We start from the raw sequence: 14,327 nt of genomic DNA on the forward strand, positions 1-14,327 counted from the left end.
AAATGTTCAGCGTTCTGGTCAAAACCAAAAAAGGCACCCTGGTGGGCAGCTACACCTGCGAGCGGATTGAATGCGTGCTCGGCAAGGAAAAGGAAAGCCTGGTGCCCATGGCCGGCTGGAAGGTGGCGGGGCTGCACGCGCGCCTGCAATGCCGCGAGGACGGCCTTTACGTGATCGATCAGGGCCATCGTACCGGCACCAGCGTTAACGGCCGCAAGGTGGAGGAGTACGGGCCGCTGGACGAAGAGGACGTGGTCGAGATCAGTGATTACCGGCTCAGTTGCCGTCTGCTCAACACGCCGTCCGAGCTGCGCCGGCCCGCCTCCGAGGCGGCGCCGGGGGCGGCGGAACCCGAACAGACCACGAACCGCTACGAGCCGGATGAAACGCCCCGGTCCCATGAGCATGAGGCCCGTGTTACCCATTGGCGCGAACGTATCCGTCGCTCCCTGGTGGACTACATGGACCTGCGCCGGGTCAACGTGGCGGACATGAGCGATCAGGAGCTGCGGCAATTCACCGCCGGGGCCATCGACAAGATCATCCGTGATCAGGGCGGTATCGACGCCGATATAGACAAGGACGAACTGGCGCGCCAGGTGCTCGCCGAGGCGGTGGGTCTGGGCCCGCTGGAGCCATTGCTGGCCGATGACAGCATTTCCGAGATCATGGTCAATGCCCGCGATGAGATCTATTACGAGCGCAATGGCCGTCTCAATCAGTCCCGGGTGACTTTCACCGATGATACCTCGGTGATCTCCGCCATCGAGCGCATTGTCTCGCCGCTGGGCCGGCGTATCGACGAAAGCTCACCAATGGTGGATGCCCGGCTCAAGGATGGCTCGCGGGTCAACGCGGTGATCCCGCCGCTGGCTCTCAAGGGGCCCAACCTCACCATCCGTAAGTTCATGAAGGAGCGCCTTACCGCGCAGCACATGCGCCGGTTCGGTTCGCTCAGCGACGAGATGGTGGCGTTCCTGGAATTGGCGGTGCGCAACCGCAAGAACGTGGTGATTTCCGGTGGTACCGGCTCGGGCAAGACCACTCTGCTCAACGTGCTGTCCAATTTCATTCCCGATAGCGAGCGGATCATCACCGTGGAGGATGCCGCCGAGCTGAAGCTTTACCAGCCTAATCTCGTGTCCCTGGAAGCGCGACCCGCCAACCAGGAAGGCCGTGGCGCGATCACTATCCGCGATCTGGTGAAGAACTGTCTGCGTATGCGTCCGGACCGCATCGTGGTGGGCGAATGCCGTGGCGGTGAAGCGCTGGACATGCTGCAAGCGATGAACACCGGCCACGATGGCTCGCTGACCACCATCCACTCCAACTCGCCGCGGGATTGCATCTCGCGTCTTGAGGTGCTGGTACTGATGTCCGGCATGGATCTTCCGGTGCACGCGATCCGCGAACAGATCGCCTCGGCGGTGGACATCATCGTTCAGCAGACCCGCTTTGCCTGCGGCAGCCGCAAGGTGACCAGCATCGCCGAGGTCACCGGCCTGGAAGGCGGGGTGATCCAGTTGTCCGAGATTTACCGCTTCCAGCAGAAAGGCTATGACCAGGAAGGCCGGGTGCGCGGTGATTTCGTCGCCACCGGCGCGGTCCCGGATTTCGTCGAGGAGATGCGCGAGCGGCACATCGAGGTGGACATGAACCTGTTCCGTAACCGGGAAGAGGCGCATGACTTTTAGCATCCTGCTGTTCGCGTTGCTGCTGGCCGTCAGCGTATTCCTGTTCGCGCTGATGGGCTACCGCCTGTTTACCCAGGCGGCGGTGCGGTACGAGGAGCGCTTTCGTGAGAGCGCGGAGGCGAACCTCAAGGATCTGTTCATCTTTATCGATCCCCAGAAGCTGTTTTTATTCAACCTGGGAATTCTGGTGGTGTCGGCGTTCCTGATTTGGGCGATGTCCGGCAATCTGCTGGTCAGCCTGCTGTCGGCGGCGCTACTGGCCGCCTGTCCGCGCATGGTGTATTCGGTGCTGCGTGCCCGCCGCGAGCGCAGTTTTAGCTATGCGCTGCCGGACAGCATGGCGTCGGTGGCTTCAATGCTGCGTGCCGGTTCCAACCTGCAGTCGGCGCTGGAGCTGATGGTCAAGGAATCCTCCGGGCCGATCCGCCAGGAGTTCGGGCTGCTGCTGCGAGAGCTGAAGATGGGCGTGGATTTCAATGAGGCGCTCGACAACATGCAGGAGCGCATGCCCGGCGAGGACCTGCGCATGCTCACCGCCGGCATGAAGATCGCCCGTGAAGTGGGCGGCAGCCTGGCGGACGTGTTGGCGCGGCTGGCCGAGACGCTGCGCCGCAAGCTGGAGATCGAAGGCAAGATCAAGGCGCTCACCGCCATGGGCAAGGCCCAGGGCTATGTGATGGCGCTGCTGCCCCTGGCGGTGGGTTTCGCCATCGCCCAGATCGAACCGGAGGCCATGGGCAAGCTGTTCACCACCATGGCGGGTTGGGCGGTGTGTGCCGTGGTCGTGGTGCTCGAGCTGCTCGGGTTCTGGTTCATCAAGAAGATAGTGTCCATCGATGTTTGATTCCGGAGCGTTTTACGCCATCGTCGCCGTGGGGCTGCTGCCGGTGGCCTTCATCCTGATGTTTCTGGCGATCAGTCGGGCGCGCAAGGAAGTGGAGCGTGACGAGCGGGAATTCATGGACCCGCTGCCGTTCATGCTGCGCCTGATTTGGCCACTGGTGGAATTCTTCGCCCACTACCTTGGCAGCCTTATGCGGGTGGAGCAGATCGCTCGCGGCAACCGCCTGCTGGCGCAATCCGGGCAGGGTTTCATGATGAACGCCCAACAGTTCTTCGGGCTGCAGGTGGTGTCTTCACTGTTGTTCATGCTGGGCACCTGGCTGTGCCTGCTGATGCTCGATTACAGCGACGGCCTGTGGGTCCTGATCGCCGGCCTGATCGGTTTCGCGTTGCCCTATCTCAATGCCCGGGAAAAACGCAAGAAACGGCGCGTGGAGATTCTTCGTCAACTGCCGGTTTTTCTCGATTATCTGGCCATGAGCATCCAGGCCGGGGCCAACTTCACCGGTGCCATCCGTCATTCCGTGGAGAAAGGGCCGGAAGGCCCCATGAAGGTGGAGCTGAACAAGGTGATGCGCGACATCCGTGCCGGCATGGGGCGCTTCGACGCGCTGCGTCTGATGGCCGACCGGGTCGACGTGGACGCCGTGCAAACCTTCGTCAACGCCGTGGTGCAGGCGGAGCGTACCGGCGCCAGCGTTGGTGACGTACTCAAGGGGCAGGCGGACCAGCGCCGTACCGAGCGCTTCCAACTGGCCGAGAAGCTGGCCATGCAGGCGCCGGTGAAGCTGATCCTGCCGCTGGTGGCGTTCATCTTCCCGACCACCTTTTTGATCATCGGCTTCCCGATCGCCATGAAGTTGTGGGAGGTGTTCCGGTGAAGCTGCGGATCGACGGGCGCGAGGCGCCGGTGCGGGTGCAGGCGGCACGCCGCTACCGGCAGCGGCTGGTGGGGCTGATCGGTCGGCGCCATCTGGCCACGGACCAGGCGCTTTGGATACCGGCCTGCCGCTCGATCCATATGTTTTTCATGCGTTTCGCCATCGACGCGGTTTTTCTCGATGGCGAGGGCCGGGTGCTGACCGTGCGAGCCGGCATCCGGCCCTGGCGTACCGCTACCGTATGGCGCGCCCGGTCGGTGCTGGAACTGGCCGCCGGCGCCGCCGCCACTCTCGGAATCAAGGAGAACAGCCATGTACAGATTGTTGCTGACGCTGCTGTTGGCGGCGGCGCTTAGCGCCTGCGCCGCCACGGCTCCGTCCCGCGATGGCGAGGCCAGCGCGGATAAACTCAGGCTCGCCGAGAAAGCCTATCAACAAGGCTTGTTCGTGGAAGCGGAATCCTACTATCGGGAGCTGGTTTCCGATAACCCGGAGCTGTATGAAGGCTGGTTCCGGCTCGGCAATATCTATGCCCGTACCGGCCAGCTCGATGCCGCCATCACCATGTATGAGCGTTGCCTGGATCTGGACCCGGATCAGGCGCGGGCCTGGTACAACCTGGCCCTCGTGCGCACCCGTCAGTCCTTGCGAACCCTGGCGGACGCGGAGCAGCGGTTCGCCGACCGGCCGGCGGATCAACGCCGTCTCGGCGCGCTGCGCCAGCGGCTTGTGGAAGCGCTGACCAGCAAGGATGGAGAAGCGCAGTGAGGGCCCGTCGGCGCGCGCAAGGCGGGCAGGCTCTGGCGGAGATGCTGATCACCTTCGCCTGGGGGGTGCCGCTGCTGCTCGCCATCATTCAGCTCGGGCTGATGTACCGCGCCAAGGCAACGCTTAACGACGCCACCTTCCGTGCCGCCCGCGCCGGTAGCCTGCATCACGCCTACACCAGCGACATGAAGCACGAGTTGGTGCGCAGCATGGTGCCGACCCTGTACGCGGTGCCCCCCGGCGAGACGCCGAGTCTGGCCACCTATACCGTGCGGCGCGAAGCCCTGGATGCGCTTTATGGCATCGAGGCGCACCCGATCGCCAAGGTGGACGTGGTCTCGCCCACCGCCAAGGGGTTCCGCGAGTTCTCGAAGCCCGCCTGGGGGCTGACCAGCGATTGTGGGCGTGGTGGCTGCCCCAACGGTGGCGACTATCGCGAGGTGGATGCCGACCAGCGACTTTATGAAATACCCAATGACAATCTGGAGCAGCGCCCCACCACCCTGGTGGATGTGGACGGCCGCAAGATCAATGTTCAGGACGCCAATCTGCTCAAGATTCGAACCCTCTGGTGCCAGGAGATGAAGGTGCCGGGCATCAACCGTCTGGTCTGGGAGGCGGTCAATCTGAGCGGCCTGTTCAACTCCGCGGACTGGCGCCGTTGCAGCCTGCTGCGTGCCGCTCAGGGCGGCTACTACTTTCCATTGTCCAGCCATGCCGTGGTGCGCATGCAAACGCCGGTGCGTTGCGAAGGCAATCCGCGGGGCAACACCAACTGCAAGAATCTGAGGTAAAGAATGATCAAGCGAATGCTGCCGGCGATGGCGTTGATGGCCCTGGCCGGCTCCGTGGAGGCCTTGCAGCCGCAGGCGCTGTTCGAGCATGAAACGGTAATGGCGCGCACCTACCAGTCGCGCGCCAACCTGGTGCTGCCCAGCTCACCGATACGCTACCTGGACAATGAGAATCGTCAGGGGTACGCCTCCGGCGGCGAGATTCATGTGGTCGGGCGGATGCGCCGCCTGGTGCTCGATCATCCCCCCGCCGACAGTGATCTGAGCATCATCGACCATTACCGCGGCCGGCTCACGGGCGCCGGTTACCGGGTCGCGTTCGAGTGCCACCAGGACGATTGCGGTGACGCCGCCGGTTGGCGGCTGATGCTGGGCAAGGGCGTGATCGGCGACAGCACCAGCCAGCATTACCTGCTGGCCCACAAGGGCGCCCAGGCCGAGCGCGGCGACTATGTGGCGGTGTACGTCAATGAAGTGGACGACCTGCCGCGCAGTGTGGTGGTCAGCATGGAAAACGCCCGGCTCACCCGGGTCCGAACCCTGGCCGCGGAACCCGGTAAACAGCAACTGTTCTTCGCGCTCAACGACAGCCGCCTGAGCCTGGCCGATCTGCTGCGTGTGGACCGCGTGGCCACCGCCCTGCGCGAACAGGACGACCTCCAGGCCGCCGTCACCGGCTACGCCGATGGCGCCGGTGACGGCGCCACTGAAAACGGCCGTGACAGCAATCGCCGGCTGGCCCGGGAGCGCGCCGACCGGGTCGCTACTTGGCTCGCCGACCACGCCGACGCCGGCGACCGGGTCGCCAACCACGGTGGCCAGGTCCAGGTGCCGCCGCCGGGCGAGGACGGCCACCACTGGCGCCGGGTGGATCTGATCCTGGAACAACGGCCCGAGCCGGCCCCCACCCCCCAGGCGGACGCCGAAACGGCGCCGCCTCCGTCGGATCCGGCCCCCACCGGCGACGGCGCAACCCAGCCCCAAGGAGATTAAGACGATGAAACGGATTCGGTTTGACCGCGCACCGGCCCGGGCCGGTCTCACCCTGGCCCTGGCCGGCGTGCTCGCCGCCTGTGGCGGCAGCGGCGGTGGCGGCGGTGGCGGTTCCACCCCCGGCGGCGGCGGAGACGGCGGCGACACCCTGCCGCGCTCGCTCTCCGAAGTGCCCGCCGCCACCTTCGATAGCGCGGAAACCGTGGCCCTGTTGGCGCCGGGTTCCGTCTACGGCAGCACCGTGGGCATGACCGCCGCCGGGCTCTCCCTGTTCGGCATGCTGGGCGGTGATGTTGAGGAGAGCCGGGTAGTGCGGACCCAGGACTGCTCCGACGGTGGCCAGGTGGTTTTTCTCGGCCGTGCCGATGAGGACCTGGGGTCACCTTATACCGGCAGTCTTTTCGATGTGGTCACCACCGATGAACAGGGTTGCCAGGAAGGCGACTTGTCCGATCCGTCCGAGTTCCTGGAGACACACACCGAGGGCGAGCGACGCATCGGCTACCCGGTGAACGCCGATCCCGCCAATGCCGATGTGTTCGTGGCCTATGAACTCTCTGGCGTCAGCCTGGACGATCCCTATACCGCGGTTCTGAACACCGAAGACGGACCCGTCCTGGACTGGTCCCGGTACTGGGACGGCCATGTGGAGATACGGCGGGGCACCGCCCAGGACAGCCAACTGGGTGATGGCGGTGGCGCCACCGAGCTGTACCAGGTGAGCCGCATCCGCAGCGGCGGCAGTGACGGTATCGGCTACGATCTGCAGACCGGCACCGGCGCCAACGACCGCTTCGTGATGAGCTATGATGCGAAGAATGACCGGTCCGCCTCCGAGTACCGGGAAGAGCGTTACAGTGGTGTGTTCGGCCGCCGTTTCCTGGACAGTGACGGCCAGCCCATCGGGGGTGAGTGTCCGGTCGGTCGCTATCAGGTCAGCACCGATGGCCTGACCGTGGACCAGGAGCGCGACAAGGACGAGGCTCTGTTCGTGCCCGGTGACACCCAGTCCATCGTTTCCGGCGGGCTGACCATGGAAGACCAGGCGGGCAATACCGCCCAGGTGGAATATGATGGGAATGCCGGTATCGTGACGGTGACGCTGAACAACGAGACGGCCGAGTCATTCACTTACCAGGAATTGAACGACGCCCTGCTGGCGCGCTGCTTTTCGGCGCGCCGCTGATCCGGGGCGCCGTTCGACCTTCACCCAGGAGGGAGGCGCCCATGAGCATCTACGACTATCAGGCACGTACCCTGGACGGCGAGGAGAAACACCTCGCCGATTTCCGGGGCAAGGTGATGTTGATCGTCAACACCGCCAGCAAATGCGGCTTCACGCCCCAGTACCAGGGCCTGCAGAAGCTCTATGACAACTTCGCCGATCGTGGCTTGGAAATTCTGGGCTTCCCCTGCAATCAGTTCGGCCATCAGGAACCCGGCGACGCCGGCGAAATCGGCGCCTTCTGTGAAAAGAACTACGGCGTCGGCTTCCCCATGTTCGACAAGATCGACGTCAACGGCGACGACGCCCACCCCCTGTTCCGCTTCCTCAAGGCCGAGGCCCCCGGCGTGCTGGGCACCGAGGCCATCAAATGGAACTTCACCAAATTCCTTGTGGACCGGGACGGTCGCGTGGTGCGGCGTTACGCGCCCAAGGACAAACCGGAAAAGATCGCCGACGACATCGAGGCGCTGCTGTAGCAACCCGGGGCGTCAGCCCCGGGTCAGGCGGAACAGCCCCATCCCCGCCAGCATGGCGGCCACGAACAGCAATGCCTGGCCCTGGCCGGCGCCGGCCGCCACCAGCGCCGGGCCCGGACAGAAGCCGGCCAGCCCCCAGCCGGCGCCGAACAGCAGCGCCCCGATTACCAGCGGCCGGTCGGCGCGGTTGGCCGCCGGGCGCCGCATGGGCTCGCCCAGCAGCGACCGCCGCCACCTCCGTGACAGGCTGAAAGCCACCAGGCCCACCGCCACGGCGCCGCCCATCACCAAGGCCAGGGACGGGTCCCAGGCGCCGGCCAGATCCAGAAACGCCAGCACCTTGGCCGGGTTGGCCAGTTGCGACACCAATAAGCCAAGGCCGAATACCAGGCCGACCAGAAACGCCACCAACCGGTTCATGACCATCCTCCCAGCAAATGCCGTGTCACATAGACGGTGGTGAACCCGGCACCCATGAACAGCAGGGTCGCCACCAGCGAACGCGGTGACAGCCGCGACAGGCCGCACACGCCGTGGCCGCTGGTGCAACCCGACCCCAGGCGGGTGCCATAGCCGACCAGCAGGCCGGCGATGATCAACACCGGCGTGGAAGCGGTCACCGTTAGCGGCGCCGGCCCGGCCACCAGGGTGTACAGCCAGGGCGAGACCAGCAGGCCGGCGAGAAACGCCAGACGCCAGCCGAGATCACCGGACTCCGGCTTCAGCAGCCCGCCGAGAATGCCGCTGATGCCGGCGATACGGCCCACCAGCAACCACAGGGCGGAGGCGGCAACGCCGATCATCAGCCCGCCCGCCAGAGCGGTCCAGGGGGTGAAAGCGGTCCAGTCCACGGTCATCACCGGGTCTCCTGATCAGGGCAAAACAGACTGTGCAGGGTTTGCAGCAGGGTCAGCACGCGCGGGTCGGCCACCCGGTACAGGCGGCGGCGTCCATCGGCACGGCTCACCACCAGGCCCTGGCGGCGCAGCAGGCCCAACTGCTGGGACAGACTGGGCTGGCCCAGGCCTACCCGTGCTTCCAGCTCCCGCACCGAGCACTCGCCCTGGCTGAGCTGACACAGCAGCAGCAGGCGGTCCTCGTGGGCAAGGGCGCGGAGAAAGCCGCAGGCGTCACCGGCGCCCTCGCGCAGGGCGGCGAGGGCGGCGTCGGTAAGAGCGGGGGAGTCGGTCATGGTTGGGAGTCGGTCATGGTTGGCGCGGGCCGTCAGGGCTAATGGTTAAGGTAAAAATATTATATTTATTTATATAATAAATGCGCAAGCCCCCGAGGCTGGCGCTGCCCGCCGGGGGATAAATCGGGTCGATTCAGGCGGGCAGGACGCCGTAGTAGACGGCGGCGAAATGGCAGGCGCTGCCGCCCACCACGAACAGGTGCCAGATGGCGTGGTTGTAGGGCAGCCGGTCGGCCAGATAAAACACCACGCCGGCGGTATAGGTGACGCCGCCAGCGACGATCAGCCAGAAACCCAGGGCGTCGATGCTGTCCACCAGTTCTCCGGAGGCGAACAGCACCAGCCAGCCCATGGCCAGATAGATGGCCACCCGGGCCAGCTTGTAGCGATTGCCGAACACCAGTTTCAGAACGATGCCGATGGCCGCCAGCCCCCAGATCACGCCAAACAGGGTCCAACCCACCGGGCCGCGCATGTTGACCAGCAGGAAGGGGGTATAGGTGCCGGCGATCAGCGCGAAAATGGCGCAGTGATCCAGCATTTTGTAGGCGGCCCGAAGGCGCGGCCTCCGGCTGCCGTGGTAAAGCATGCTGGCGGCATAGAGCAGCGCCAGGGTGGCGCCGAAGACACTGAAGCCGACGATCTTCCACGGGTCGCCGAGCAGGCTCGCCGCGGCCACCAGCACCGCCGTGCCGATCAGGCTGAGCACCAGGCCCAGGCCATGGGTCAGACTGTTGAGCAGTTCTTCCAGCAGGGAATAGTCCGCCGTCGCGGCGTCATGCCGTGAGGCCATGGTGTCTCCTCGGATGATTGCCAGTGGGGGAACGGATTGCCCGGGCCTATGACCATGATTCGTGGAATCTGTTCGCCGTCACCGGTCAGCGTGCTTATGCTTTTACTAACAAAGCAAACAAGCATCATCAAGGTAAACAAGAGCCGGCACAAGCGGCGTACTGAACGGAAGGTTGATGTCGCTCAGCTTGTGAAAACGGAAAAAGGGCGCATTCTATGAAGGTCCGTTTCACGGCCTTCAGGGCCCTCAAGGAGGTAAATCGATGATTGAACACAGCAAAGAGGTCGCTCAGGAACTGAGCAAACTGCTCGCCGAGACCTACACCCTTTATCTGAAAACCCATAATTACCACTGGAACGTCACCGGCCCCATGTTCCACAGCCTGCACCTGTTGTTCGAGGAGCAGTACACGGAGCTGGCCACCGCCGTGGACACCATCGCCGAGCGCATTCGTGCCCTGGGCGAGAAAGCGCCGGGCAGCTATGCCGCGTTCGCCAAACTGTCGTCCGTGAAAGACGCTGAAGGCGATCCGGACGCCGCCGAGATGATACGTACCCTGACCGCCGACCACCGCACCGTGGCGGAACGCGCCAACAAGGTGCTCAAGCTGGCCGGCGAACACGAGGATGAGGGCAGCGCGGCGATCGCCAGCGACCGCATCGAGATTCATGAGAAAGCGGCCTGGATGCTGTCCGCCCACCTGGGCGACTGAACCTGGCCCGATCCCCCAAGCGCTCACCCGGACCGCGCGCAAGGACGCGCTCCCGGTCCCCGCATTCCTGATTCCCCCCTAAGCCGGCACCCCGCCGGCATTTTTTTGCGCGCCGGCCCGTTGGGGCCAGGCGAAGGTCTGAAAATGGCACGGCCTGCACTAGCGTACCGACTCGCCGGTGGCCCATATTGACGGCTGTCTCCAGCGACTCCAGGCAAGGGGAGTGCTTGCTATGAATGCCAAGGCCACACTGCGCCGTACCAACCGCAGTGACATACAACCACGGCGGATGGATTTCACCTTCGATCCGGACCTGCCGCGCTACTGGTTCGGTAACGACCAGTTCAAGACATTGCTGCTGACCGCCCTGTCATGCACCTTCCCGGAGGGTGAGCGTTTCTTCGTGCGTTCCGTGCGCTATTACCAGAAGAACATCACCGATCCGGATCTGCGCGAACGGGTGAAGGGCTTCATCGGCCAGGAAGCGCATCACGGCAACGAGCATGAGCACTTCAACGCCTTCATGGAAAGCAAAGGCGTGCCGACCCGGAAAGTGCATGATTACGTGCACGAGGGCATGAAGTGGATCGCCAAGAAATTTTCCCCGGAGCGGCAGTTGGCCAAGACCTGTGCCCTGGAACATTTCACCGCCATGCTCGCCGAGCTGATGCTCGAGGAACCGGAATTCCTGGAAGGCATGGACGAACGCATGCTGCCGCTGTGGTTGTGGCATGCGGTGGAGGAAAGCGAACACAAGGCGGTGGCGTTCGATGTTTACCGTGATCAGGTGGACAACTACTGGGTCCGTACTTCGGAAATGGCGCTGACCACGGTGGAATTCATTGGCTTCACCATCTTCCACTACATCCAGCTGCGTGAGGACATGGACGACAAGCGCGATCCGCGCTCGGTGCTCAACGGCGTCAACTGGTTGCTCGGCAAGCCCGGTTGGTTGCGTCGTCTGGGCCGCTCTTACCTGGCCTACTACAAGCCCGGCTTCCACCCTGAGAAAAAGGACAGCCGCGCGGCGCGCGAGCGTGCCCTGAAGAAACTCGCCGAGATGCTCGACCGGCCGGAGCTGGCGGCGGACGCCGCCTAGTCCGGGACGACTTCCCCGCGCAGTTCCCGGGGGCGGGCGATGCCCCGTTCCCGGAACAGCGCGGTCACCCTCAGAACCAGGTCGCTCTGGAACGCTTTCTCATAGTGCACGTCGAGCACGTAGGCCTTGGCGCGTAGACGAATCGCCAGATACTCGGCCACCGCCACTTCCTCGATGGCGAATGTCACCGGCTTCTTCAGAAAGGCGTAGCGGCTGGTGACGATGACTTCCTCGATGATATCCCGTGCCGCCTCCAGATCCGCGTCCAGGCCGACGTGGAAATCGGTGACCACCATCATGTCCAGCTCGCCGGCGTTACCGGACGCCACCACGTCGGTGATGAAGCGGGCGTTGGGGATGGTCACCAGGTTGTCGTCCAGGGTCTGCACGCGCACCGCCCGCAGCCCCATGGAGACGATTTCGCCGTAGGTATCGTCGAAAGTGATGCGGTCGCCGACCTGGAACGGGCGGTCGAACAGCAGCAACAGGCCGGCCACCAGGGAGGCGGCCACGTCCTTGAGGGCGAAGCCCAGGGCCACGGCGACGGAGCCGGCGGCGGCGAGGATGAACTCCCGAGGCGGATTGAGCACCCCCAGGATCAAGGCGCCGGTGCCCAGGGTATAGATGGCGAAGCCGATCAGGGTGGTCAACTGCAGGATCAGAAAGCGGCGCGCCGGCACCCTCTCCATCAGCGAATGGCCCAGGTGCTGGATGCCCCAGTTCAGCGCCCACAGGCACAGGCCCCCCAGCGCCAGCAGGGCGAGTACGGAAAGGTCGAACAGGTCCAGCACCATGGCCAGATCGCCGACCAGATCGCCGCTTTCATTCATGGAGCAGGTTCTTCCTGTTCAGGTGAGTGATCATGGCGTGGTACCACAGTGGCACCAGGCGGTAGCGTCCGTCGTCCTCGCTGGAACGGATGAAGCCGGCGTCGAAGCCGGCCTTGAGCGCGTAGCGCACCACGTTTTCCGACAGGTGGGTGACCGCCACGATTTCGTCGCCGGACAGGTTCTCGTGGGTGGCGATGGCGGCGTACACGAACAGCAGGTTTTCGCCGGCCTTGTCCATGGCGGAGCTGGGCGGCAGTGACGGTAGCCCCACCACCACCTCGCGCCGGCCCACCTTCACCGAGGTCTGCCATAGCCGCAGGGCGGTCATCGGGTTGCCCCGACAGGCGTCCCACAACAGGCTGAAATAACGTTGCTCGGCGTTGCGCACGTTGCCGGCGTCCGGGCCCCGGGAAGACAGCAAGACCTCATCGTAGCGCAGCCGAAGCTCGGTACGGTGGTGGCGCGAGAGGATCAGCGAACGGATCTCCGCCGGGCTCCAGCGCTTCACTTTCAGGGCGTTGCGGAACTGGTATTCGCGGCCGAATACATTGCACAGGTAGGCCCAGCTCTGGTTGTTGAGCAGAATCAGCCAGAACAGGTTGTCCAGGCGCGCGTTGGTGAGCCGCAGCAGGGTGCGCCAGCCGTCCAGGCCACCAATTCGGGAGAGAAACACGTTCTGGCACTCGTCCAGTACCAGCAGGGTGGGCGTGCGGTCGGCGTCGTTCTTGACCAGGCTGGCGGGTCCTTCAGCAAGGTCTTCGTTCAGGGCCTCGGCGATCAGGTCGGTGAGTGCCTCCGGCGACAGGGTCTTGGGCGGGACTTGCAGCGAGACCACGCGCAGGTCCGGGTCGTCCTTGGCCAGGTTGGCCACCAGGCGGCCGGCGGCCAGACTTTTGCCGCTGCCTTTTTCGCCGGCCACCAGCAGGGTGTTCTCGTCGGTGCGGTCCTCCCGCCAGCGGCGGATCGACTTGCCCATGGCATCGAGCAGGCCGGTATCGATGAAGGGCGCCGGTTCATCATCGGGCAGTTCGGCGGCGAACCAGCGCTGGTAGTCCTGGGCCGCCTGGCTCTCGTCCACCTCGGCATCCTCGTCCTCCTCGCTCCGGTTGCGCAGCCGGAACCAGCGCGCCTTGAGGCGCAGATAGGCGTCGAAGCCGGCGAACAGCCGGTCCAGATAACGGGTGGTGAAATAGACCAGCGCCACCGGCAGCAGCAGCGGCGCGGTCCAGTGGAACAGGCCCCGGCGCAGCAGGATCCCGGCGAGCGGGTCCAGCCGCGAGGGCAGGATGCTCTGCAGGCACAGCACGTATTCCTCCGCCCGGGGCGCCAGCAACCTGCCCAGCGCGGCGTACAGCGATAGCGCCACCAGCGCCGCCAGGGCGGCGTGCACCGCGCCCTCCGGGCGCACCTGGGAAACCACCAGGAACAGGCCCCAGGGCAGCAACAGCGCCAGTGAAAGGCGGCGGGCGCGCAGCCCGGCCTGGTCGGCCTGGTCGCCTTGCATATAGTGGCCGGCCCCCTGGGCCACACGCAGGATCAGCCATTCGCCGATCAGTCGCTGGACGCCATACAACACGTACAACCAGGCCAGGGGCAGGGCCCAGTGCAACCACCGGGTCGACGGCGACCGCTCCAGTAACGGTGCCGCCAGCGTCAACGCCAGTGCCAGGATCAACCAGGGCAGCAGCGGCGCCAGCCCGGCCACCAGCCGGCTCAGATTCCACAGCCAGCGGCGCTCGCTGCCTAACTGGAGTATCCGTCCGTGCAGTGCCAGCAAGGCGCCCCGCGCCCGCTGGCTGCCTTTTGCCAGCAGCACGAACAACGCCACGCCGATCAGCAGCGCCAGGGCGTTACCGGCCAGGTTGAGCGTGGTGGTGTCGGTGATGCCGTAGAACGACCGCAGCGCCTCGATCACTTCCCGCGGCGCCCGCGTCCAGGAGAACCCCATGGTGCGTCCCTTGCCTCTGGTTTTGGCCATTGTATGGGGCTGCGTCGCGGGCGTCATCCGAGGGGCGCCAGCCGTT

Annotated in this window: 17 protein-coding genes; 11 read left to right on the forward strand and 6 right to left on the reverse strand. The window is 64.9% G+C overall.

The window, feature by feature from the left end; genetic code table 11:
• The first annotated feature begins 2 nt into the window (after positions 1–2).
• The 9 genes from ACLD02_RS02110 to ACLD02_RS02150 are packed head-to-tail and all read left to right on the forward strand — an operon-like array spanning position 3 to position 7,677.
• The gene (locus ACLD02_RS02110) at positions 3–1,694 is read left to right on the forward strand and encodes an ATPase, T2SS/T4P/T4SS family (RefSeq protein WP_410297809.1); all 1,692 of its coding nucleotides are present in this window, start codon (positions 3–5) and stop codon (positions 1,692–1,694) included.
• Positions 1,684–2,538 (forward strand): type II secretion system F family protein, encoded by an 855-nt coding sequence (locus tag ACLD02_RS02115; protein WP_203103927.1) that lies wholly within the window; start codon positions 1,684–1,686, stop codon positions 2,536–2,538. Before ACLD02_RS02110 ends, ACLD02_RS02115 begins: the two co-directional genes overlap by 11 nt.
• Positions 2,531–3,418 (forward strand): type II secretion system F family protein, encoded by an 888-nt coding sequence (locus ACLD02_RS02120; protein ID WP_238400955.1) that lies wholly within the window; start codon positions 2,531–2,533, stop codon positions 3,416–3,418. The genes ACLD02_RS02115 and ACLD02_RS02120 overlap by 8 nt, the downstream gene beginning before the upstream one ends.
• Complete coding sequence (locus ACLD02_RS02125; protein ID WP_410297810.1) at positions 3,415–3,774, forward strand: DUF192 domain-containing protein; 360 nt, start codon at positions 3,415–3,417, stop codon at positions 3,772–3,774. Before ACLD02_RS02120 ends, ACLD02_RS02125 begins: the two co-directional genes overlap by 4 nt.
• Positions 3,731–4,186, forward strand: coding sequence for a tetratricopeptide repeat protein (locus ACLD02_RS02130; protein WP_203103924.1), 456 nt, complete (start codon positions 3,731–3,733; stop codon positions 4,184–4,186). Before ACLD02_RS02125 ends, ACLD02_RS02130 begins: the two co-directional genes overlap by 44 nt.
• A complete protein-coding gene (locus tag ACLD02_RS02135) occupies positions 4,183–4,980 on the forward strand; it encodes a TadE/TadG family type IV pilus assembly protein (RefSeq protein WP_203103923.1) in 798 nt (265 codons plus the stop codon). The genes ACLD02_RS02130 and ACLD02_RS02135 overlap by 4 nt, the downstream gene beginning before the upstream one ends.
• 3 nt (positions 4,981–4,983) lie before the next feature.
• Positions 4,984–5,973 carry a hypothetical protein gene (locus tag ACLD02_RS02140; protein WP_410297811.1) on the forward strand — a complete coding sequence of 330 codons (990 nt, stop codon included), beginning with the start codon at positions 4,984–4,986 and terminating at the stop codon, positions 5,971–5,973.
• 4 nt (positions 5,974–5,977) lie between these two features.
• The gene (locus ACLD02_RS02145; protein WP_410297812.1) at positions 5,978–7,159 is read left to right on the forward strand and encodes a hypothetical protein; all 1,182 of its coding nucleotides are present in this window, start codon (positions 5,978–5,980) and stop codon (positions 7,157–7,159) included.
• Positions 7,160–7,200: 41 nt separating this feature from the next.
• Positions 7,201–7,677, forward strand: coding sequence for a glutathione peroxidase (locus ACLD02_RS02150; RefSeq protein ID WP_203103920.1), 477 nt, complete (start codon positions 7,201–7,203; stop codon positions 7,675–7,677).
• A 12-nt stretch (positions 7,678–7,689) separates the two neighbouring features.
• Here the strand turns inward: ACLD02_RS02150 and ACLD02_RS02155 are convergent, their stop codons facing one another.
• The 4 genes from ACLD02_RS02155 to trhA all read right to left on the reverse strand — a co-directional run bounded on the left by ACLD02_RS02155 (position 7,690) and on the right by trhA (position 9,662).
• Positions 7,690–8,097, reverse strand: coding sequence for a DUF6691 family protein (locus tag ACLD02_RS02155; protein WP_203103919.1), 408 nt, complete (start codon positions 8,095–8,097; stop codon positions 7,690–7,692).
• Positions 8,094–8,534, reverse strand: coding sequence for a YeeE/YedE family protein (locus ACLD02_RS02160; protein ID WP_410297813.1), 441 nt, complete (start codon positions 8,532–8,534; stop codon positions 8,094–8,096). The genes ACLD02_RS02155 and ACLD02_RS02160 overlap by 4 nt, the downstream gene beginning before the upstream one ends.
• Positions 8,534–8,869 (reverse strand): ArsR/SmtB family transcription factor, encoded by a 336-nt coding sequence (locus ACLD02_RS02165; RefSeq protein ID WP_410297814.1) that lies wholly within the window; start codon positions 8,867–8,869, stop codon positions 8,534–8,536. Before ACLD02_RS02165 ends, ACLD02_RS02160 begins: the two co-directional genes overlap by 1 nt.
• 133 nt (positions 8,870–9,002) lie before the next feature.
• Entirely contained in the window at positions 9,003–9,662 is a 660-nt protein-coding gene (gene trhA / locus ACLD02_RS02170) for a PAQR family membrane homeostasis protein TrhA (RefSeq protein ID WP_410297815.1), read from the reverse strand.
• Between the two features lie 262 nt (positions 9,663–9,924).
• Between trhA and ACLD02_RS02175 the strand changes: the two genes are divergently transcribed.
• Together ACLD02_RS02175 and ACLD02_RS02180 are read left to right on the forward strand one after the other, a co-directional pair.
• The gene (locus tag ACLD02_RS02175) at positions 9,925–10,374 is read left to right on the forward strand and encodes a Dps family protein (RefSeq protein WP_203103911.1); all 450 of its coding nucleotides are present in this window, start codon (positions 9,925–9,927) and stop codon (positions 10,372–10,374) included.
• Between the two features lie 232 nt (positions 10,375–10,606).
• Positions 10,607–11,473 carry a metal-dependent hydrolase gene (locus tag ACLD02_RS02180; RefSeq protein WP_410297816.1) on the forward strand — a complete coding sequence of 289 codons (867 nt, stop codon included), beginning with the start codon at positions 10,607–10,609 and terminating at the stop codon, positions 11,471–11,473.
• Here ACLD02_RS02180 and ACLD02_RS02185 read toward each other — a convergent pair.
• Positions 11,470–12,303 carry a mechanosensitive ion channel family protein gene (locus ACLD02_RS02185; RefSeq protein WP_410297817.1) on the reverse strand — a complete coding sequence of 278 codons (834 nt, stop codon included), beginning with the start codon at positions 12,301–12,303 and terminating at the stop codon, positions 11,470–11,472. The genes ACLD02_RS02180 and ACLD02_RS02185 overlap by 4 nt on opposite strands.
• Positions 12,296–14,281: an AAA family ATPase gene (locus tag ACLD02_RS02190; protein ID WP_410297818.1), complete on the reverse strand. Its 1,986-nt coding sequence runs from the start codon at positions 14,279–14,281 to the stop codon at positions 12,296–12,298. Before ACLD02_RS02190 ends, ACLD02_RS02185 begins: the two co-directional genes overlap by 8 nt.
• Between the last annotated feature and the right edge of the window lie 46 nt (positions 14,282–14,327).

Source organism: Alloalcanivorax sp. C16-2 (assembly GCF_046507615.1).
GTDB classification, from domain to species: domain Bacteria; phylum Pseudomonadota; class Gammaproteobacteria; order Pseudomonadales; family Alcanivoracaceae; genus Alloalcanivorax; species Alloalcanivorax marinus_A.